At 60.4% G+C, this 21,167-nt stretch carries 18 protein-coding genes and 1 pseudogene; 11 read left to right on the top strand and 8 right to left on the bottom strand.

The genetic code is table 11. The features are described 5' to 3' along the window. From ACN0VH_RS20640 to modC, 6 genes and pseudogenes are all read left to right on the top strand, one after another. Nucleotides 1–311 (top strand): annotated as a pseudogene (locus ACN0VH_RS20640) (methyl-accepting chemotaxis protein); the annotation flags it as partial. A 147-nt stretch (nt 312–458) separates the two neighbouring features. Continuing rightward, complete coding sequence (locus ACN0VH_RS20635; RefSeq protein ID WP_278924536.1) at nt 459–1,400, top strand: CheB methylesterase domain-containing protein; 942 nt, start codon at nt 459–461, stop codon at nt 1,398–1,400. A 22-nt stretch (nt 1,401–1,422) separates the two neighbouring features. Further along, nucleotides 1,423–1,989, top strand: a complete 567-nt coding sequence (locus ACN0VH_RS20630) for a chemotaxis protein CheD (protein ID WP_232405268.1) — start codon at nt 1,423–1,425, stop codon at nt 1,987–1,989. 158 nt (nt 1,990–2,147) lie between these two features. Beyond that, a complete protein-coding gene (gene modA / locus ACN0VH_RS20625) occupies nt 2,148–2,957 on the top strand; it encodes a molybdate ABC transporter substrate-binding protein (RefSeq protein WP_278924520.1) in 810 nt (269 codons plus the stop codon). A gap of 6 nt (nt 2,958–2,963) precedes the next feature. After that, a complete protein-coding gene (gene modB / locus ACN0VH_RS20620) occupies nt 2,964–3,656 on the top strand; it encodes a molybdate ABC transporter permease subunit (protein WP_278924521.1) in 693 nt (230 codons plus the stop codon). Next, the gene (gene modC, locus ACN0VH_RS20615) at nt 3,656–4,753 is read left to right on the top strand and encodes a molybdenum ABC transporter ATP-binding protein (protein WP_417702465.1); all 1,098 of its coding nucleotides are present in this window, start codon (nt 3,656–3,658) and stop codon (nt 4,751–4,753) included. The genes modB and modC overlap by 1 nt, the downstream gene beginning before the upstream one ends. A 34-nt stretch (nt 4,754–4,787) precedes the next feature. On the opposite strand, the gene ACN0VH_RS20610 is transcribed toward modC, so the two are convergent. After that, nucleotides 4,788–6,164 (bottom strand): formimidoylglutamate deiminase, encoded by a 1,377-nt coding sequence (locus ACN0VH_RS20610; protein ID WP_417702463.1) that lies wholly within the window; start codon nt 6,162–6,164, stop codon nt 4,788–4,790. A gap of 83 nt (nt 6,165–6,247) precedes the next feature. Here ACN0VH_RS20610 and hutI point away from each other — a divergent pair, with 83 nt between their 5' ends. From hutI to hutU, 4 genes are read left to right on the top strand one after another with little or no spacing between them, the layout of a single operon-like run. Next, nucleotides 6,248–7,459: an imidazolonepropionase gene (gene hutI, locus ACN0VH_RS20605; RefSeq protein WP_417702461.1), complete on the top strand. Its 1,212-nt coding sequence runs from the start codon at nt 6,248–6,250 to the stop codon at nt 7,457–7,459. Beyond that, on the top strand, nt 7,456–8,994 hold the full coding sequence (gene hutH, locus ACN0VH_RS20600; protein WP_278924525.1) for a histidine ammonia-lyase: 1,539 nt from the start codon (nt 7,456–7,458) through the stop codon (nt 8,992–8,994). Before hutI ends, hutH begins: the two co-directional genes overlap by 4 nt. After that, entirely contained in the window at nt 8,991–9,794 is an 804-nt protein-coding gene (gene hutG, locus ACN0VH_RS20595; protein ID WP_417702459.1) for an N-formylglutamate deformylase, read from the top strand. The genes hutH and hutG overlap by 4 nt, the downstream gene beginning before the upstream one ends. Then, entirely contained in the window at nt 9,791–11,473 is a 1,683-nt protein-coding gene (hutU, locus tag ACN0VH_RS20590) for a urocanate hydratase (protein ID WP_417702457.1), read from the top strand. Before hutG ends, hutU begins: the two co-directional genes overlap by 4 nt. A gap of 88 nt (nt 11,474–11,561) precedes the next feature. Here the strand turns inward: hutU and hutC are convergent, their stop codons facing one another. The 7 genes from hutC to ACN0VH_RS20555 form a co-directional block, all read right to left on the bottom strand. Then, entirely contained in the window at nt 11,562–12,251 is a 690-nt protein-coding gene (gene hutC, locus ACN0VH_RS20585; protein ID WP_278924528.1) for a histidine utilization transcriptional repressor HutC, read from the bottom strand. Between the two features lie 83 nt (nt 12,252–12,334). Further along, nucleotides 12,335–12,784: an Lrp/AsnC family transcriptional regulator gene (locus ACN0VH_RS20580; protein ID WP_417702454.1), complete on the bottom strand. Its 450-nt coding sequence runs from the start codon at nt 12,782–12,784 to the stop codon at nt 12,335–12,337. A 102-nt stretch (nt 12,785–12,886) separates the two neighbouring features. Further along, complete coding sequence (locus ACN0VH_RS20575) at nt 12,887–14,056, bottom strand: M24 family metallopeptidase (RefSeq protein WP_417702452.1); 1,170 nt, start codon at nt 14,054–14,056, stop codon at nt 12,887–12,889. Further along, nucleotides 14,046–15,239 carry a diaminopropionate ammonia-lyase gene (locus ACN0VH_RS20570; protein WP_417702450.1) on the bottom strand — a complete coding sequence of 398 codons (1,194 nt, stop codon included), beginning with the start codon at nt 15,237–15,239 and terminating at the stop codon, nt 14,046–14,048. The genes ACN0VH_RS20575 and ACN0VH_RS20570 overlap by 11 nt, the downstream gene beginning before the upstream one ends. Continuing rightward, on the bottom strand, nt 15,239–16,387 hold the full coding sequence (locus ACN0VH_RS20565) for an amidohydrolase (protein WP_278924532.1): 1,149 nt from the start codon (nt 16,385–16,387) through the stop codon (nt 15,239–15,241). The genes ACN0VH_RS20570 and ACN0VH_RS20565 overlap by 1 nt, the downstream gene beginning before the upstream one ends. 169 nt (nt 16,388–16,556) lie before the next feature. Further along, nucleotides 16,557–17,081 carry a hypothetical protein gene (locus tag ACN0VH_RS20560; RefSeq protein ID WP_417702448.1) on the bottom strand — a complete coding sequence of 175 codons (525 nt, stop codon included), beginning with the start codon at nt 17,079–17,081 and terminating at the stop codon, nt 16,557–16,559. A 394-nt stretch (nt 17,082–17,475) separates the two neighbouring features. Further along, complete coding sequence (locus ACN0VH_RS20555; protein WP_417702446.1) at nt 17,476–18,660, bottom strand: hypothetical protein; 1,185 nt, start codon at nt 18,658–18,660, stop codon at nt 17,476–17,478. A gap of 278 nt (nt 18,661–18,938) precedes the next feature. Here ACN0VH_RS20555 and ACN0VH_RS20550 point away from each other — a divergent pair, with 278 nt between their 5' ends. Further along, nucleotides 18,939–21,056, top strand: a complete 2,118-nt coding sequence (locus tag ACN0VH_RS20550; RefSeq protein WP_278924535.1) for a molybdopterin oxidoreductase family protein — start codon at nt 18,939–18,941, stop codon at nt 21,054–21,056. Nucleotides 21,057–21,167: the final 111 nt, after the last annotated feature.

The raw sequence follows: 21,167 nt of genomic DNA, 5'->3' as shown, positions 1-21,167 counted from the left end.
ACACCGGGGTGACCCAGCTGGATCAGGTGACCCAGCAAAACGCCGCCATGGTGGAACAGGCAACCGCCGCCGGGCATTTGCTCAACTCTGACTCGACGCAGCTGTCGCAATTGGTTGCTGGTTTTCGCATCAAGGCGGGCGCAACCGTGGCCCGGGTGCAGCCAGATCAATCCAGTTCCATGCCTGCTGGGCAGCTCCCCTCTGCCCATGGTGACGATGATTGGAATGTGGATGACGCGCTTGCATCGTCCGCTAGCGCAGCCTTTGCAGCAGATGGAAATGCCGCCAAGGACCTGTGGCAAGATTTTTAAGTGACGCTCTCCGGGGTGATGAACTGCCCCGGATCGACCATTAACTTCGGTTCTTACCGATCAACCTGACTGGGTGACACATTGCAGCCTCAGAACCTATTGATCATTACAACAGACCGGGCCTTTGCCCGTTCAATTCAAAGCCATATGGAAGCCAGCTATCCGGGAATGAAGGTGCTGTTGGCGAATAACCTCATGATGGCCTACAATCAGGCAGAGGCCGCACAGCCGGTATTTGCCTTTGTCGAGGACGGGTTCACCAAACTGCCCGAATTTGAGATGATGCTGGCCTTGTTTTCAGCGCTTGATACGCGCTGGGTGGCGGTGATGGACAGTGCAGGGGCGACGCCTGCGCGTACGTCTTCGCCCTTGCTGAATGTCGGTGCCGGTATCTTTGAACTGACCAAAACCGATACGCCACAGCAGTTTTCCCAGTATTTTGACATGATGGTCAACGCGCCAAGGCGTGAACAGACTGGCATCCGTGGGATGGGGGGGGCGGCAGCTGCCCCTGTGAAAGACTTCAAGAAAATCATCTTGATCGGCTCTTCCACCGGTGGCGTAGAGGCCCTGCGCAGTGTTCTTGTCGGTTTTCCGGCGCAATGCCCGCCGACCATGATCGTGCAGCATACTGGCAAGAATTTTGGTCAGGGCCTTGTGTCGTTGTTGGATCGGATTTGTGCCGCCAAGGTGGTCCAGGCTGAAGACAATACAAAGCTGGAGGTCGGCCATGTTTACATTGCCGCAGGTCAGCGTCGCCACATGGGGATGACGCAGCGCAAACCGATGCGCACCCGTATGAAAGAAGGCCCGCCGATTTCCGGTCATGTTCCGTCTGTTGACGCGTTGTTCACCTCTGCAGTGCCATATGGGAGTGACGTAGTTGCAGCGATCCTGACGGGCATGGGCCAAGATGGTGCCCGAGGACTGCTGGAACTTCGCAAAGCAGGGGCTGCCACCTTTGCCCAGGATGAAAAGTCTTCTGTGGTTTATGGTATGCCACGGGTTGCTTGGGAAACTGGCGCCGCAGAAAAACAAGTCTCCCTTGCCCGTATGGCTGGGGCTCTTCTTCAGGCCGCCAAGTCCTGATTATGTTGATAAGGAGCGCGCTGTGACAACAGTTTTTGCCAATACTACCTCGGTCACGGTCCTGCAGGGCGAGTACCGGGTTTCGACTGACCCAAAAGTAGTATTCTCTACTGTTTTAGGCTCTTGCATTGCTGCTTGTATCTATGACGCAGAAAACGGCGTTGGCGGTATGAATCACTTCCTTTTGGCCAATGCAAACGGCAACGATGTCAACGCGCGCTATGGTATCCATGCGATGGAACTCTTGATCAACGGCATCATGAAAAAGGGGGCGCAACGGCAAAACCTGAAGGCCAAGGTCTTTGGCGGGGCAAAAATGTCGGTCAACCTGTCGGACATTGGGGCCTCTAACGCGCATTTTGTGCAGGGTTTCCTGCAGGACGAAGGTATTCCGGTGATTTCCTCCAGTGTTGGCGGAACCTCAGCCCGGCGTGTGCGCTTTCATGCGGTTTCCGGAAGCGCCCAGCAGACACGGGTTGAAAACGATCGCCGCCTTGGCGAGCAGGAAATGGCAGCAGCCCGTCGTCCGGCGCCAAAGCCTGCCCAGGCCCCGGCAGCGGCCGATCCGGGTGGTTTGACCCTGTTCTGATTGCGCGTCACCGCTTTTGTCAAAGCCCGTAGCAGGAAACTGGTGCGGGTTTTGGCGTGATATGCGCTGCGCTTTACAGATTTGACTTGCCCCGCATAGATCGCAAAGCTACCCCAAGGGGGAGGTATCTGAAGCAGACTGCGGGAGGGTCTGACGTCGTGTCCCGCATCACTCGGTTTCTGACAGCGGTTGCCTGGCCCGGCCTGTTGGCTCTGGCGGTCCTGCTTGGCGCAGCGGGGGGGCTGCGCGCGGCGGATGTGACGCTGTTTGCAGCGGCCAGCCTGAAAAATGCCTTGGACGAAATCAGCCAGTCTTTTGAAGCAGAAACCGGCTATAGCTTGGCAATCTCGCTAGCGGGATCTTCGATCTTGGCGCGTCAGATCAGTCTGGGTGCCCCGGCCGATCTCTACCTGCCGGCCAGCCCCGACTGGATGGATTATCTGCAAGCCAAGGGACATGTCCTGCCCAACAGTCGCCGAAATTTGTTGGGCAATCACCTTGTTCTTGTTGCCCCCCGCGACAGCGGGCAGCCGATTTCGGGATTTGACGATCCGGGCCTGATGGCGCAGCTGGGACAGGGCAAACTGGCAATGGCGCTGGTGCAGGCGGTGCCGGCCGGGGTCTATGGAAAATCCGCGTTGCAGTGGTTGGGTTTGTGGCAGCGGTTGGCACCGCAGGTTGCCCAGGCGGATAATGTGCGCGCAGCACTTGCGCTGGTGGCGGCGGGTGCGGCACCGCTGGGGGTGGTCTACGCCAGTGACGCCCGGGCGGAACCCCGCGTGATGATCCTGGCAGAATTTCCGCCCCAAAGTCATGCGCCGATCCGCTATCCGCTGGCGCTGATCCGGCCAGTGACCAATGCCGAGACGGCGGCCAGCCCGGCGGCGGCCAGCCTGTACGCCTATCTGCAAGGCCCTGTGGCGCGTGCCGCCTTTCTTGAGGCGGGCTTTGATGTTGATGTCGAGTAACCCCGCATGAGCTGGCTTGGCCCCGAGGAATGGCAGGCGGTGGCGCTGTCTCTCAAGGTTTCGATCTGGGCCAGCCTCTTGACGCTGCCCCTTGGCATCTTTGCCGCCTATGCGTTGGCGCGCTGGCATTTTCCCGGCAAACACCTGCTCAATGGGCTGGTGCATTTGCCGTTGATCCTGCCGCCGGTGGTGACGGGCTATCTGCTGCTTTTGATCTTTGGCCCGCAAAGCGCGGTTGGCAGTGCGCTGCAGCAGATCGGCATTGTGTTTGCCTTTCAATGGACCGGGGCGGCGCTGGCGGCGGCCATCATGGGCTTCCCTTTGATGGTGCGGGCGATCCGCCTGTCGATCGAAGCGGTTGATCCCAAGCTGGAAGAGGCCGCCGCGACCCTGGGCGCCAGTCGGTTCTGGGTCTTTGTCAGCGTGACCCTGCCCCTGATCCTGCCGGGCATCCTAGCGGGGGGCATCCTGGCCTTTGCCAAGGCCATGGGAGAGTTTGGCGCCACCATTACATTTGTCTCGAATATTCCGGGGCAGACGCAGACGCTGCCCTCGGCGATCTATGCCTTTTTGCAGCAGCCCGGCGGTGAATCTGCAGCGCTGCGGCTGGTGGCTGTATCTATTGTGGTGGCCATGGGGGCGCTGGTCCTGTCGGAGGTTCTGGCGCGTCGGGCCAGCAAACGGATCGGAGGCGCGTGATGCTTGAGGTCGATCTGGTGCAGCAATTGCCGGGGTTTACCCTGGATGTCCGCTTTCAGGCGCCCACGGGTGTGACCGTGCTGTTTGGCGGATCAGGCGCGGGAAAAACCACTGTTGTCAACGCAGTGGCCGGACTGCACCGCCCCGAGAGCGGGCGGGTGGCACTGCACGACCGAGTGTTGTTTGATCTGGAGCGCGGCATCTGGCTGCCGCCGCACCGTCGCCGCATTGGCTATATCTTTCAAGAGGGCCGCCTGTTCCCCCATTTGAACGTCCGCCAGAACCTTTTGTTTGGCCGCTGGTTTGCACCAAAAGGCGCGGCGCGGGACGATTTTGACCGGATCATCGCCATGCTGGGCATCGCCCCCTTGTTAGAGCGGCGCCCGACCGGCCTGTCGGGCGGCGAAAAGCAGAGGGTTGCCATTGGTCGCGCGCTGCTCTCTGCGCCCGATATGATCCTCGCGGATGAGCCTCTGGCGGCGCTGGACGCCGCCCGCAAGGAAGAGATCTTGCCCTATTTTGAACGGCTGCGCGACGAGGTGAAAATCCCGGTTCTCTATGTCAGCCATTCCGCCGCCGAGGTCGCCAGGCTGGCCACCTCTGTTGTGGTGCTGAAGGATGGCCAGGTGCAGCGTCAGGGCAGCGCCGCCGAAGTCTTGGGGGATGCGCAGGTCATGCCAACCGGGGTGCGGGCGGCTGGTGCTCTGCTTGAAGCGCGGCTGCTGCGCCACCATCCCGATGGGCTGAGCGAACTGTCAGCCGGTGGCATTTCCCTGTTTTTGCCGCAGGTGCCACAGGCTCCGGGCTGCCTGCTGCGTCTGCGCATTCTGGCCCAGGATGTCATTCTGTCCCGGCAAAAACCCGAAGGCCTCTCCGCCCTGAACATCCTGCCCGCAGAGGTGGAAAATATCCGCAGCGGCAGCGGCCCCGGCGCGATGGTATCGTTAAAAACGGATGCTGGCCGGGTGTTGGCTCGTATCACACGCCGATCAGCCCAGGCACTGGAGCTGGCACCGGGTAGCCACTGCTATGCGGTGGTCAAATCTGTTGCCATTGCCCGCAGCGACGTGAGCGGCAGCGCGGCTGCCGCCCCATAGCCTCATAGCGCCAGGGCGGCGGTGGAGGCGGCGACTAGCCAATTGCTGCAAGCAGTTCTGTCATGGCGCTGCGATACCGGGCCAGAATCTGATCCCGTGCGATATGGCGCCCCGCCTGAACACAGTGCCGACCGGCAGACCATAGGTCGGTGACCACATGATCCTTGGCCGCAAAGACCAGCCCGTCCAACAATTGATCCTGGCCAAGCGCACAGAGCGAGGGATGATTGCTGTCGATCGCAACCAGATCTGCCAGCTGGCCCGGCGCGATGGTCCCGGCTGTACGCCCCAGCGCCTGGGCACCGCCCTGGGCTGCCCCGGTATAAAGTGCATGGCCAACCGAGCCTTCGCCCCGCACCAGCACATTGCGCGACAGATCGCGCAGGCGCTGGGAATATTCCAAGGTGCGCAGTTCTTCGGTGAGCGAAATCAGCACGTTCGAATCTGATCCAACCCCAAAGGCCCCGCCGGCCTCCAGGTAGGTTGGACCGTTAAAAGGGCCATCGCCAAGGTTGGCTTCGGTCACCGGGCACAGCCCCGCCACCGCGCCGGATGCCGCCATGGCGCGGGTCTCGGATTCGGTCATATGGGTGGCATGGATCAGGCACCAGTTTTCATCAACCGGCGCATTGTCCAACAGCCACTCTACCGGGCGTGCGCCCAGACCTGCCTGCACCTCCTGCACTTCTTTGGGCTGTTCCGCGATATGGATATGCACGGGGTTTGAAGCATTGCCCTGCGCGGCCAGAACAATCGCCAGATCATCGGGCGCGGTGGCCCGCAGCGAATGCGGCGCAATTCCAACCCGGCAATCTGCGGGCAGGGTGGCTTTGGCATGGGTGCGGGCCTGATCGACCAGTCGGCAGAAACGATCCACATCATTGCCAAAGCGCATCTGCCCCTGTTCCAGTGGCTGTTTGCCAACGCCAGCATAGCTGTACAGCACAGGCAGATGCGTCAGGCCGATTCCGCTGAGCTGGGCGGCTGCCATGATCCGGTCGGAATGTTCGCTAAGATTATCATAGGGCTTGCCAGATTTCTGGTGGTGCAGATAGTGGAATTCTCCAACCGAGGCATAGCCCGCTTCCTGCATCTCCAAGAAAACCAGCGCTGCGATGGCTTCGATCTGCTCTGGGGTCAGATGCGCGGTAAAGCGGTACATCAGGTCGCGCCAGGTCCAAAAGCTATCACGCCCGGCCTTGCGGTATTCCGTCATCCCGGCCATGGCGCGCTGAAAACTGTGGCTGTGCAGATTTGCCAGCGCTGGCAAAATCGTATCGACGTGCTGATCTCCGGCCTGTGGTTCGGCCCCCGATTCAATGGCGCTAATCGTACCATCGCGCAGGGTCAGCCGGGTGTTTTGTACCCAGCCAGTGGCCAGAAGAGCTCGGTTTGCAAAGATCACGGTCATGTCACGTCCTCATTTTATGTCTAGACATATGGCATATTGATTTGTACCAGAAAAGAGGGAAATGCAGAATTGGTGAGGCAGATATGCAGGACGTCAATCAAGTTTTAGTCGCGCTTCGCGCCGCAACCATGGGCGAGACGGCCGCGCCCTATGGTCTGATAGAGGCGGCAGCGATTGCCCTGGTCGATGGCAGGATCGCCTGGATCGGTGCCGAGGCAGAGCTGCCGACGGACTATGCCGATTTGCCCAAAACTGATCTGGGAAACCGGCTGGTGACGCCAGCGCTGATTGATTGCCACACCCACGTTGTGCACGGCGGCAACCGTGCCGCAGAATTTGAACTGCGGCTGAATGGGGCCAGCTACGAAGAGGTGGCCCGCGCCGGCGGTGGTATTGTTTCTACTGTTGCCGCGACCCGCGCCGCCAGCGTCGACGCGCTGATCGCACAGGCATTGCCCCGCGTTGATGCCATGCTGGCCGAAGGCGTCAGTACCATTGAGGTGAAATCCGGCTATGGGCTGGACCGTGAGACCGAGCTGAACATGCTGCGCGCCGCCCGTGCCCTGCCGCAGCACCGTCCCATTCGGGTGGTGACCAGCTTCCTTGGTGCCCATGCCATCCCGGCAGAGTATAGCGATCGCCCCGATGCCTATATCACCGATGTCTGCATCCCCACCCTGCGGGCTGCGCATCAGGAAGGGCTGGTTGATGCGGTGGACGGGTTTTGTGAAGGCATTGCCTTTTCCCCGGATCAGATCGCGCTAGTCTTTGATGTTGCCCAAGAGATGGGCCTGCCAGTGAAGCTGCATGCCGAACAACTGTCGAATCTTGGCGGGGCGCAGTTGGCGGCGCGATATGGCGCGCTCTCGGCGGATCATATCGAATATCTGGATCAAGATGGCGTAGAGGCCCTGGCCGCAGCCGACACCGTTGCCACTATTCTACCAGGCGCATTCTACACGTTGCGCGAAACCCAGGCACCGCCCATTGCGGCGCTGCGCGCGGCGGGTGTGCCGATGGCACTGGCAACCGATTGCAATCCCGGCTCTGCGCCGATGACCTCTTTGTTGCTGACGATGAACATGGGCTGCACCCTGTTCCGCATGACCCCAGAAGAGGCTCTGCGCGGCGTCACATCCCATGCGGCCCGTGCCCTTGGCCTGACCGATTGCGGTACCCTCGCGGTTGGTCAGCGCGCCGATCTTGCCATCTGGGATGTCAGCCACCCGGCTGAACTGGCCTATCGTATCGGCTTTAACCCGCTTCACGACCGCATTTTTGGAGGCTCCCAGTGACCACAGTAACCCTGACCCCCGGCAATGTTTCTTTGGCAGAACTGGAGCATGTGTTTCGCACAGAATGCCCCGTGCGCCTGGATGCAGCCTGTCGCCCCGCCATTGAACTTGCCCAGAGCCGCATTGCCGCAGCCGCCGCCGGCGAGGCCGCCGTTTACGGGGTGAACACTGGCTTTGGCAAATTGGCCAGCGTCAAGATCGCGGCGCAGGATACCGCCACGCTGCAGCGAAATCTGATTCTCAGCCACTGCTGTGGTGTCGGCCCGGCCATCCCGCGTGGCCATGCGCGCTTGATGATGGTGCTCAAACTGCTGAGTCTGGGGCGCGGTGCCTCTGGGGTGCGGCTAGAGGTCGTCGATCTGCTAGAGGCCATGCTGGAGGCGGGCGTCACCCCGGTCATTCCCGCCCAGGGTTCGGTTGGAGCTTCGGGAGATCTGGCTCCGCTGTCGCATATGGCCGCCGTGATGATGGGCGCTGCCGAGGCTGAGTATGATGGCAAGATCATGCCCGGCGCCGAGGCCCTGGCCGCCGCCGGTCTTACCCCGATTGAGTTTGGTCCCAAAGAAGGGCTGGCGCTGATCAATGGCACCCAGTTTTCCACGGCCTTTGGCCTGGCCGGGTTGTTTGGGGCCTGGGCCGCGGCCCAAAGCGCGCTGGTGACCTCGGCGCTGACCACGGATGCCATCATGGGGTCCACCGCGCCGTTGCAGCCCGAAATCCACACGCTGCGCGGCCATCGCGGCCAGATCGAGGCGGGCGCCACCATGCGGGCCTTGCTGGAGGGTTCGGTCATCCGTGAAAGCCACCGTGAGGATGACGCACGGGTGCAGGATCCCTATTGCATTCGCTGCCAGCCGCAGGTTGTCGGCGCGGCGATGGATGTGCTGCGTCAGGCGGCGCAGACGCTTGAGATCGAAGCCAATGCCGCCACCGACAATCCGCTGGTGCTGGTGGGCGCCGACTTGATCGTTTCCGGCGGGAACTTCCACGCCGAGCCTGTCGGTTTTGCCGCTGACATGATTGCCTTGGCAATTGCCGAGATTGGCGCGATCGCGCAACGCCGCATCGCCCTGATTGTCGATCCGGTGCTGAGCCACGATCTGCCGCCTTTCCTGACGCCAAACCCCGGCTTGAATTCGGGCTACATGATCGCTGAGGTGACGACCGCCGCATTGATGAGCGAAAACAAACATCTGGCCAACCCATGCGTGACTGACAGCACGCCAACATCGGCCAATCAGGAAGACCACGTGTCGATGGCGGCCCATGGTGCGCGTCGCCTTGGGCAGATGCTGCAGAACCTGGAACGCATCCTCGGGGTAGAGCTGCTCTGCGCGACGCAGGGTGTCGAGTTCCGTGCGCCCCTGCCAACCAGCCCGGCGCTGTCGCAGGTGATGGCACAGCTGCGTGCGCAGGTCGCCCCGCTGGGCGATGACCGTTATACCGCCCCCGACATCGAAGCGGCCTCGGCGCTGATCACCAGCGGCGCGATTGCCCGTTGTACCGATGTTCCCATGCCGGAGCTTTCTGCATGATTGCGCCCGTTGAAATCCACCGGGGCGATAGCCCCCTGGTGCTGGGGCTGCCGCATACTGGCACCCATGTGCCTGCCAATATCCTGGCAAACCTGAACCTGCGGGGCCGGGGGCTGGATGATACAGATTGGCACATTCATCAGCTTTATGAAGGACTTGTACCCCGAGTCACTACGGTGCGCGCTACCTTCCATCGCTATGTGATTGATGCCAATCGCGACCCTTCGGGACGCTCGCTCTATCCGGGGCAAAACACCACGACGCTGGTGCCGCTGACGGATTTTGATGGCCATGATATTTGGGATCAGCCCCCCAGCGCGACCGAGATTGACGCGCGCCGCGCCGCCTTTCACGCGCCCTATCATGCCGCGCTGGAGGCCGAGCTAATGCGGGTGCGGGATCTGCATGGCTTTGCCATTCTGTATGATTGCCATTCAATCCGGGGGAATATCCCGTTTCTGTTTGACGGCACCCTGCCGGATTTCAACACCGGCACCAATCTGGGCACCACCTGCGACGCTGAAATTGAACAGATCGTCACAGGGATCTGCGCCGGGGCTGAAGGCTACAGCTCGGTATTGAATGGCCGTTTCAAAGGCGGCTGGACCACCCGCCACTATGGCCGCCCCGATGAAGGGCTACATGCCATCCAGATGGAATTGGCGCAGTCCACCTATCTTAGCGCTGAGGCTGCGCCCTGGACCTATGACCAGACCAAGGCCAGCCGCCTGCGCGTTCACCTGAAACATATACTTAACAGCCTGGTAGACTGGGCTCCTCAGACCGGAGGTACAACATGACCGATCCCCGCAAGAATACCCGTGACATCTATCCGCCCACTGGATCCGAGATCACCGCGAAAAGCTGGCAGACCGAAGCGGCGATGCGGATGCTGATGAACAACCTGCACCCGGATGTGGCGGAAAACCCGCATGAACTGGTGGTCTATGGTGGCATCGGTCGCGCCGCGCGTACCTGGGATGATTTCGACCTCATCGTTGACAGCCTGAAAGACCTGGAAGACGATGAAACCCTGCTGGTGCAATCCGGCAAGCCTGTCGCCATCGTCAAGACCCATGCGGATGCACCGCGGGTGCTGATTGCCAACTCCAATCTGGTGCCGCATTGGGCCAACTGGGATCACTTTAACGAGCTCGATAAAAAGGGTCTGATGATGTACGGTCAGATGACCGCGGGCTCGTGGATCTACATCGGAACCCAGGGCATCGTGCAGGGTACCTATGAAACCTTCGCCGAAGCTGGGCGCCAGCACTATGAGGGCGATCTGACAGGCAAATGGGTTCTGACCGGTGGCCTTGGCGGTATGGGCGGTGCCCAGCCTTTGGCGGCTGTCATGGCCGGCGCTTGCTGTTTGGCCGTGGAATGCAACCCCGATAGCCTCGATTTCCGCCTGCGCACCCGCTACCTGGATGAAAAGGCGGAAACCCTGGACGAAGCGTTGGAAATGATCGAGCGCTGGACCAAGGCAGGCGAGGCCAAATCCGTTGGCCTTCTGGGCAATGCCGCCGATATCTTCCCCGAGCTGCTGGCCCGTGCCGAAGCAGGGGGTATCCGCCCCGATATCGTCACCGATCAGACTTCGGCTCATGACCCGGTGAACGGTTATCTGCCGCAGGGCTGGACCATGGGCGAGTGGAAGGAAAAGCGCGAGACCGACAAGAAAGCCGTTGAAAAAGCCGCCCGGGCCAGCATGCGCGTGCAGGTGGATGCGATGTGTAAATTCCATGCCATGGGTGTTCCCACCGTGGACTATGGCAATAACATTCGCCAAATGGCGCTGGAAGAAGGGCTGGAAAACGCCTTTGATTTCCCCGGCTTTGTCCCGGCCTATATCCGGCCATTGTTCTGCCGCGGCATTGGTCCCTTCCGCTGGGTGGCGCTGTCTGGTGACCCAGAAGACATTCGCAAGACCGACGCCAAGATGAAAGAGCTGTTCCCCGAGAACACGCATCTGCACAACTGGTTGGACATGGCGGATGAGCGCATTGCCTTTCAGGGCCTGCCAGCGCGGATCTGCTGGATTGGTCTGGGCGATCGCCACAAGGCCGGGCTTGCCTTCAATGAGATGGTCAAGAATGGCGAGCTGAGCGCGCCGGTTGTCATTGGTCGGGATCATTTGGATTCTGGGTCGGTGGCCTCGCCCAATCGCGAAACCGAAGCCATGATGGATGGTTCTGACGCGGTTTCGGATTGGCCACTGCTAAATGCGCTGACCAATACGGCTTCGGGTGCAACCTGGGTATCGCTGCACCATGGTGGTGGCGTTGGCATGGGCTTTTCCCAGCATTCCGGTGTGGTGATCTGCGCCGATGGCACCGATGCGGCGGCCAAGCGGCTGGAGCGGGTGCTGTGGAACGACCCCGCGTCGGGCGTCATGCGTCACGCCGATGCGGGCTATGAAGAGGCCAAGGATTGCGCCCGCGTGCACAATCTGCGCCTGCCTGGCATCTTGAAGTAAAACACTGGCGGCAACGGGTTCAATCGGGCCCGTTGCCCAGCCTAAATCACCCCCCACGCGCGGCCATAGCTGCAGGTTTGGCACCTGTCTAATAGCGGCTGGTCATACGATGACCGGGACGGAAGCTCTGGCGGACAAAGGTGATGGCTTCGCCTTTCAGCCAGGTAGAGCGTTCAACCGTGAACAGCGCTGCCCCCTGCGCGCAGCCCAGATGATCCGCCAGGTCCGGCGTTGCTGCCGTCGCGGAAAAGGCAATCTCTGCATCCGAAAACGGCACAGTCGACACGAGCCACTCATTTGGCCCGATCTCGGAAAAATCAGCCTCTTGGGCCTGTGGTAGCAGACCAAGGCTGATCCAGCGTTCTTCGAACTGATAGGGCGCGCCATCCGCATAATGCATACAGGTCAGGCTTAGAACCGGGCAATCGGCCGCCAGCTGCAACCGTGCGCGCAGCCACTGCGGTGCCGCCACGACGTCCTGGCTGACCAGCGCATAGCGGTATGTGGAATTTTGTTCTTCGATCTCGACCCGCACGATGGGGATGGAAAACCGCGCCTGGCGCACCGGTGCCATCCGCACGCGGGTGCCAGCCTTGCGGCGGCGTTCGACCACGCCCTCATCGGCCAATTCCCGCATCGCGCGGTTGACGGTGGCGCGGGCGCAGCCATAGATTTCGGCCAGATCCATCTCATTGGGCAGCAGCCTGCCTGGCTCCCATTCACCAGAGGTGATTTTCGCCATGATGTCCGATTTGACGTCTCTGAATGTAGCCTTCATGTGACTCTGCTCCTGATTAAGCACAATCATAAGGCGGTTTTGTCTAAGAGTATAGCCATGAGCCAACAGGCCTTGCGGGCAGCCTATAGCACATCAAGCGAGACTTTGACCCGTTCCATTACTACTGAGCTGTTGAACCGGCTGACATTTGATTCATCAAAGAAGTGTTCTTGGGTAAACGCCTGATATTCAGTGATATCCTGAACCACGACAATCAGGATGAAATCGGCCGCGCCAGTGGCGTAATAGCACTGTTGTACCTGCGGTGCCGCCCGCATGCGCTGTTTGAAAGCATCCAGATGCTGGCGGCTTTCGCGCTCCAGCAGCACTTCGACAATTACCGTCATCTCGCGGCCAAGCTTGGCAGCAGATAGCACCGCGATTTCGCGTTCGATCACCCCGGTCTCGCGTAGCCGCTTCAGGCGTTTTTGCACGGCTGCTGGCGACAGGCCTAACTCGGCGCTCAGCGCCTCTGCGGTCAGGCGGGCATTGTGCTGAACCTGTTTCAGTATCTTGAGATCTTTGTCATCCATATGCAGATAAAGCGTGGAACCCCGACAAAGGACAAGCTGAATATCCAGTCCGTCCAGCCCCAATGCCCCGCGTGCCCCTTGTAAGATTGGCCAAATTACCGGTTAAATTACTGGCAGCTCGGGCGCCGCTCGCTGGCTGAGCAGTCTTGCCCCCTGATCGGTGATGACGATATTTTCCTCATGCACCATGATTAGCCCATCACCGTACCCCAGCGAAGGCTCCAGCGTCAGCACCATGCCTGGCTTTAGCGGACTGTGCTCAAATGCAGCGATAGAGGGCTGTTCGGTCAGTTGCATTCCCAGCCCGTGCCCCAGTCGCCCGATGTCGCCGCCCTGCGGGGCCATCTCGGCAATTACGCGCTGCATTGCCTGGAACAGATCGCAAATGCTGTTTCCCGGTCTGGCCGCCGCCAGCCCCGCCTCGGTGGCGCGCCACAGCACATCATAGGCGCGGCGGGCTACATCATCGGCAGAGCCAATCGCAAAATTTCGGTCAAAATCGCAGAAGTAGCCATCCCAGCTGGCACCAGTGTCCAGCATCAGGATATCGCCCTCTTGCAGGCGGCGGGGGCCAGGTGGCGAGATCACATCAACATAGCCGCCCGGCCCGGCACCGCCAACCAGATAGGGCAGATCATCTGCCCCCTGGGCCAGCCCGGCGCAGCGAAAGGCCCGAAAGGCTTCTTCCAGGGGCATGCCCTGCGCAATCAGTTCCGGCACTTTGGCAAAGGTTGCAGACCCGATGGCGCAGATATGGGACAGCTTGGCGATCTCGGCCTCGGATTTGACCATGCGCAACCCCTGCACCAACCCAGTGGCATCTGCCAGATCCAGTCCTGGCAGGCTGGTCAGCAGCCGCTGCCAATCTGCCAGCGGCATTCGCCAGGCGGTTTCGTGCCCGGTCAGAACCCCGAGGCGACCGCGCCGTTGCGCCAGTGGTGCCAAGAGGTCTTGCAACAGGCTGATGCCATCGTCCTGCGGGGCAGGGGCGCTCCAGCTGCGAATGTCGTCGATCCAGGTTTTACGCATCAGGGCGGCGCCAATTTCAGGGATCACCGCGATGGGTTTGCCGGTGGCGGGTACAAACAGAAACCAGGGGCGCGTCGGGCTTTGCCAGAACAGGGTGTGAAAGCCGCTGAAATAGCGCACTTCTGGTTCAGACAGGAGCAGCAGCCCGTCCAGACCCTGCGCCAGCATCAGCGCCTGCGCCTTTTGGGTGCGGGCGGCAAATTCGGCCTCGGCAAAGCCGCGCTCTGGCGGGTTATGCAACATCGCTGCCTGCCATGATCCGGCCAAAGATTTCCGGGTCGGTGACGCCTTCAGAGCCGATCAGCAAGACCCGCGAGTCGCTTGCCAGCCCCAGCTGCTGTGCCAGCGCAGGATCGGCGCAGGCGGCAATCAATGCCGCGAGCCCCGCAACCGCGCTTTCGCCGGCCTCGATGCTGGGATCCCCCGGCAGCGGGCGGGCCAGCAGCCGGACAGAAGGGGCCACCAGGCTATCCGGGATTGTCAGGAAATCGGCGGCTTCCTCGGACAGGATCTGCCAGGCCATGGGAGAAGGCTCGCCGCAGGACAGGCCAGCCATCAGGGTTTCCTCTTTGATGGCAAAATTGGTCGACTGACCGGCGCGGCCACTGGCAATGAGGCAGGCGGCCAAGGCCGGTTCCACAATGACCACCCGCGGGGCCTGTGCCCCCCAGTGCTGGCGCAGGCCGGCCGCAACCCCGGCCGCCAGTCCTCCAACCCCACCCTGCAAGAACACATGGCTGGGTGGCTGTTTCAGTTCGTCACAGATTTCTTGCACCATCACGCCATAGCCGGCCATCACATCGCGGGGCGGTTCTGAATAGCCCTGCCACGAGGTGTCGGAAACCACAAACCAGCCGTTTTCTGCCGCGTCCTGTTTCGCGAGCAAGACCGAGGCGTCATAATCGCCATCAATACGGATCACTTCGGCGCCCAGATCACGCATCGCCGCCGCACGGCCTGCGCTGACCTCGGCGTGGATGTAAATGCGGCAGGGCGCGCCAAAACGCTGGCAGCCCCAGGCGAGCGAGCGCCCGTGATTGCCGTCGGTGGCCGACACCAGGGTGATCTTCGCGGCCTCTGCGCGGTATTTGCCTTTGCGAATATCTGCCAGCGAGACTTCATGGCCCAGCCGGGCCGAAATTTCGCGCTGCAACACGCGCAGTGCCGCGTAAGACCCGCCAAGCGCCTTGAAGCTGCCCAGGCCAAATCGTGGGCCTTCGTCCTTGTAAAGCACCGCCCCGACGCCGATCCTGGTCGCCAAGGACGCCAGAGATATCAGCGGAGTCGGCTTGTAACCGGGCCATTGGCAAATCTCTGTGCGGGCGGCGGCAAAATCCTGAGGTGTGATCACCTGCAGGGCGGCATCACCCGGCTGTTTCGTCGTGGCAAAGTGATCCAATCTGGTAAAGGGAAGCAGGTCTGACATTACACGGTCTTTCGCTTGGGAAGGCGATCGCGCACCAGGGCGGCCCAAAGCTCGGCCCCGAGCGGCAATAGCGCATCGTTAAAGTCATAGTCTGCCGCATGTAGCGGCTGGCCATTCGGCCCATCGGTGCCATTGCCCAGCAGAAAAAAGCACCCCGGCACAGCGGCGGTGAAATGGGCGAAATCCTCAGAGAAGGTCATCGGGGGGCAGTCAGCCAGGGTCTCCAACCCCTGCGCCTGCGCCACCCGCACCAGGGCCTGTACCGGCTCTGGCGCATTCAGGGTTTCGATGAACTCGGTGTCAAAGCTGATCTCGACCTGGGCGCCATGGGCGGCCGCCAGGCCAGTGCTGATCTGGCGGATAAAGCGTTCTAGCGCCTGGCGGTCGGTCGGCTGACGCGCACGCACGTCACCTTTTAGCGTGACCTGTCCGGGTAGAACGTTGCGCTGCCCATCGGTGATGAATTCGGTGACCGAAACCACCGCCCCCGCCGCCGGATGCAGTTTGCGTGAAACGATGGTTTGCAGCGCCATGACCAGTTCGGCACCCAGGCTCAGCACCTCAACCCCGACATGCGGCATCGAGGCATGACCGCCCTGGCCGCGCAGGGTGATTTCAAACAGGCTCTCGCTGGCGCAGATTTGCCCGACGCGGGTTGCCACCTGACCCAGCGGGGCACCGGGCAGATTGTGGATGGCATAGACCTCTTGCATCGGAAACTGATCCAGCAGGCCAGCGTCAAGCATGGCACGCGCGCCCAGCCCATGTTCTTCATTGGGCTGAAAGATGAACACCACGGTGCCGTCAAAATCCGGATCCGCCGCCAGCTTTTCTGCCGCCCCCAGCGCCATAGCCATATGCCCATCATGGCCGCAGGCATGCATCACACCGGGATTCTGCGAGACGTAGTCATGGCGGCTGATCTCTTGGATCGGCAGGGCATCCATATCGGCCCGCACCCCGATGGCGCGATTGCCGGTGCCGGATCGAAGCAGCCCAATTACGCCGATGCCTTCGTGCACCTCCAGGCCGAGATTCCGCAGCCGCTGCGCCACAAGGGCTTTGGTACGTTGTTCCTGAAAGCCCAATTCAGGCTGCTGATGCAGCTGTCGCCGCAGGGTCGTCAGGCGATTGTGAAACGTGGGCATGGCAAAACCTCTCTGCTGGTTTTGCACTTTAGTCAAAATCACCAAAGAGAGGCATCAAAGATGTACAATAGTATGCGGAATATAATCTTATTTTGGCTATTTGGTGACTATTTTCGTCGCCGGCTCTGCGCCCGGGTCCTGCCTGCTACGATTGCCGTGGCGCGGTTTCTTAACAGGCGCGCACACCCATGCGGATAATCTCGCTGCCTTTGATCTTGAACAGGCGGTTGATGCGTTTGCGCCCGGTCTGCATATACCATCGGTTCAGTTTCGCCGGGTAGTGCTGGGCAATAATGCGGGAGTAATAGTCGAATTTCTCGGGCGAGAGGGGGTGACCACCTTCAGATGGCCCATGAAACCCAAATTGGGTTCGTGGCGAAATGCAGGTATTGGGCAGGCTTAGCAGCAGAGTACAGGTTGAATAACAAACCCTTCCACGGATTTCCACCTGCCGCCCCGAGGCGCGCAGTTCGCGCAGTTCTATCAGGCGCTCGCGCAGAAAACCGCCGCGATCGTTGCGAACAATATAGGGGGATTGCCCCGTAGCCGCAGTAGATCCTGCCGGGATGAACAAGGTCAGAGCGATGAGCGCAAGGGTCGCAACCGCTTTGCCAAGATTTAGCAGATAGGTTTTAATACCTTTGGTGGGTTCGGATTTTGTGGCAGGGTTCGCTGCACTTTCTCGATGGCCCATTTCGGGTGTCCTCGCAGTAACGTCTTTGGTCGAGGACAGGGCTAAGCAATCGAAATGTATCGCTTGTGGGTCGGGTGTGGCGAAAGTCGGGCTCTTGTTTCCAACTTGATGATAATTTTCAACGAGATGGGTCCGGGGGCACTAGAAGAACGGTGCCAATCAGTTGGAGTACAAGCTGCAGAACGCCATGATCAGTCGCAGGCTCTGCCGTGGTACTGTCGGTCAATACCCATAGCAGCCTGACGCCGACCCGGGTGCCCGGTCCAGAGGGTTGGCTTTGAGAGGGGGCGCGCTGATACAGATGATCGAGAGGACCAGAATATCCCGCTCCAGGCGGCAGCGCGAATGCCCCGCAGAGTACCAGGTTGTCGACAGATTGTAGCGGGATAGGGTGTCAGCCTAGCAGTTTTTGCACCTCTGTCAATTCTGCCTGCAAGATCTGCAATTCGCTGTCGGGAACATCGGTTTGCTGGGCAACCAGATCGGCAAGACGCCCGTGCATCAGGTCCAGCTTTTGGTGGATCCCGTTCATAACTTGCTTTGGCATGTCCAGCGCGGCCTGCGGAATTTGTGCGGCCTGCTGTTCGGCCTGGTATTTGCGCAGTTCCGATGTCACTCGCGATGAAAGCAGTTTGAACAGGTCCGATTCCAGGCTTTTGGCCATCAGATCACGGTCATGTTGCAGTGCAAGATGGCCAATGACCTGGCCAGCTTCATTGCGAATATTCATACCCAGATAAGAGACAAGGTTGTCCGCCGCTCCGGTGCCCGGACCGTGAGATTGATTTGGGAACATCTGCGGCATCTGGCCATGGGCCAATACAATATCCTGTTCCTTGAGCTGCGCACAGGGCCCTATGTGATAGGCAATTTTCTGTCCTTCGGATTCGGTGAGCGGCTTGCCGTCCTGGCAAAAGGCCAGGACGCGGAAATGGCTTTCATCGTCGGAAATGCGTTCTGCGATAAAGGCCGCGCGCACCTTCAGGGCGGTTTGCATTTGTTCACACAGCAAGCTCAACGTGCCAAGGTTGTCGGTGCGGTCGGGGCCTTCTGCCAGAGCAGACAGGATACGCATCGCATGTAGCGTCACCAGTTCCGCGCTGAGCCGACTAACAAACATGCTCATGATTTCAATGACGTTATCTGCTTCTTCCTGGTCAAGTTCACGCCGCCAGGAGGCTTGGATCACACCAACGGCTTCGCCTTCGGGGCTTTCTAGCGGCATGGCGACATAGCTTTGGATCTGTTGTTCGATAAAGATTTCGTCGTCTGGGTAGGCGGCCTGAGCACCAGACAAGATTACCTGGGGCTGTGAGGTATTGACCACATTGCAGCAGGGGGTCACGCAGGACTGATAGGAAAAGTCGGTAATGGCTGCGCCATTCATATAGCCGGCAAGAACGTTGAACCGGTCGTCCTCCATCACCATCAGTTCCCCGATAGAGACGATATCGGCACCAAAACAATCGGCCAGGGTTTCGACAAAAAACTGCATGAAACTGCGCCCGGTTGATGTCGCAAGGATCAGGAGTTCGTCGGCCCCCCCTTGCCCGAGAGTGTCGTGTTCCTGTGTGGTCATCGTTTTCTCGCCCTGTACCTGCCACATGAAAAGTCTGTCTCTCACCGGGATCTTAGCAAACCTGAAAATTCTTCATATTTCGTTTACATGTCCTAGATGGTGTTTGCCTGGATTTGAATTGGTGCAGGGGCAAAATTGCGGGATTTTGATCCAGGCTGTGCAAAGTTACGTTTGGTCCTGATGGCAAAGCAGCAAAATAACACCCTGCAAAGGGCGGAAACGGTCGGCTAGGCTTTGTATTCTAGGCCATGAAACAGATGATCCAACCGGAGGCAGCCATGAGCGACCTGAAAACCCAGTACCGAACCTGCAATATCTGCGAGGCGATGTGCGGGTTGGTGATCACCCATGATGAAGACAGGGTGCATGCCATCAAGCCGAATCCGGCGGATCCGCTGTCGCGTGGGCATATCTGCCCCAAGGCCATCGCCCTGCAGGATTTCCGCACCGATCCCGACCGGGTGACCCGGCCGCTGAAAAAGGTCGATGGCAGCTTTGTTCCGATCAGCTGGGAGGAAGCCTTCGACTTTGCCGCACAGCGCCTGCGCGCGGTGCAGGACCGTCATGGCAATGATGGGGTAGGCGTTTATCTGGGCAATCCAAATGCGCATAAATTCGGCAATCTGCTGAACCTGCCGGGGCTGGTCAAGGCGCTTGGCACCCGCAATCGCTATTCCTCGGCGACGGCGGACCAGATCCCGCATCACGTGGCCTCGGTCCATATGTTGGGGCATCCGATGCTGATCCCGGTGCCGGATGTGGCGCGCACCGATCTGATGTTGATCTTGGGCGGCAATCCTGTGGTCTCCAATGGGTCGATGATGACGGCGCCCGGCTTTGGCAGGCGCATGGATGAAATCAAGGCCCGTGGCGGCCGGGTGGTGGTGGTTGATCCGCGCCGCACCGAAACCGCCTCGCGCGCGGGTGAGCACCTGTTCATTCAGCCCGAAACCGATGCCTTCTTGCTGCTGGCGCTAATCCATGAAGTCTTTGCCCAGGGGCTGGCGGATCTGGGCGGGCTGGCGGGTATCACCGATGGGCTTGAGGCCCTGCAGGCTGCGGTTGGCCCCTTTAGCGCTGATCTTGCGGCGCATCACACCGGCATTGCCGCTGCGACGATCCGCAGCCTGGCCCGTGATTTTGCCCAGGCCAAATCGGCGGTGTGCTATGCCCGCATGGGGGCCTCAACCCAGAGCTTCGGTGGCCTGTGCCAGTGGGCCAATAATGTGCTCAATATCATCACTGGCAATTTTGATCGTCCGGGCGGTGCGATGTTTACCAGCCCGGCCCTGGATTATGTCGGTATGAGCAGCCGCAAGGGTCAGCGGCGCAGCTACCCTGAAAAACGCTCGCGGGTGTCGCAGCAGCCACTGTATAATGGTGAATTCCCGGTCTCGGTCATGGCCGAGGAAATGGAGACCCCAGGCGAAGGTCAGATCCGGGCGCTGGTCACGGTGGCGGGCAATCCGGTGCTGACTGCGCCCAATGGGCCGCGTATCGACCGCGCCTTGGCGCAGCTGGATTTCATGGTCTCGATTGACCTGCATATAAATGACACCACCCGTCACGCCGATCTGCTCCTGCCCGCCTCGGTGGCGCTGGAAGAAGACATCTATGATATGGTGTTCCACAGTTTTGCCGTGCACAATACCGCCGCCTATGCGCCGCCAATCTTTGCCCCGCCCAACGGCAACCCGCAGGAATGGGAAGTGATCGCCCGGCTGGCGGCGCGGCTCTCGGGGTCCAACCGGATCGGGCCTTCTCCCACCCAGATGCTGGAGGCTTTACTGTCGCAGGGGCACCACCCAGAGGCAGCCTCGCTTGCAGCGCTGCAGAACGCACCGGCGGGGTCGGTCGATCTGGGTCCCTTGGTGCCCAATATCGCCGAGCGTCTGGAAACCCCGGAGGGTCGGCTGGCGCTGGCGCCGCAGGTCTTTCTGGATGATCTCCCGCGGCTGCTGGCGTTTGAGCCTCCGGTCAGCGCAGAGTTCCCTTTGGTGATGATCGGTCGTCGTCAGGTGCGCAGTCATAACAGTTGGACCCAAAACAGCCCCCGGCTGGTCAAGGGTCGCAATCGCTGCACCCTGCAGATCAATCCCGCAGATGCGGTGCGCCTGGACCTTGCCGACACGCAAGAGGTCCAGGTCGACAGCGCCACCGGCAAGGCCTGCCTGCCCGTCGAGATCAGCGAGGACATCGCTCCGGGGGTGGTTTCCATTCCGCAGGGCTGGGGCCAGCGCCAGGGACGGTTGAATACCGCCACCCAGGTCCAGACGGTGTCGATCAATGACCTGACCGATGATAGCCGCATCGACCCGATCAGCGGCAATGCCGCCTTTAACGGGGTGCCGGTGCGCCTTACCCCGCAAAAGCCCCGGGCCAGCGCCGCCAGCTAGCGGTTTGGTATTGAGCGATTTGGGTCGGTCACGCGTGTTTCATGTACGAGAGTTGAGTGAGTCTGTGTGTAAGTCTGTGTGTAAGTTCTGATTTGGTGTTTTGGGTTTGTT

The organism is Pseudophaeobacter sp. (genome assembly GCF_048267565.1).
In the GTDB taxonomy this organism is placed as follows: domain Bacteria; phylum Pseudomonadota; class Alphaproteobacteria; order Rhodobacterales; family Rhodobacteraceae; genus Pseudophaeobacter; species Pseudophaeobacter profundi.
This window is presented reverse-complemented; position numbering and strand designations above follow the sequence as displayed.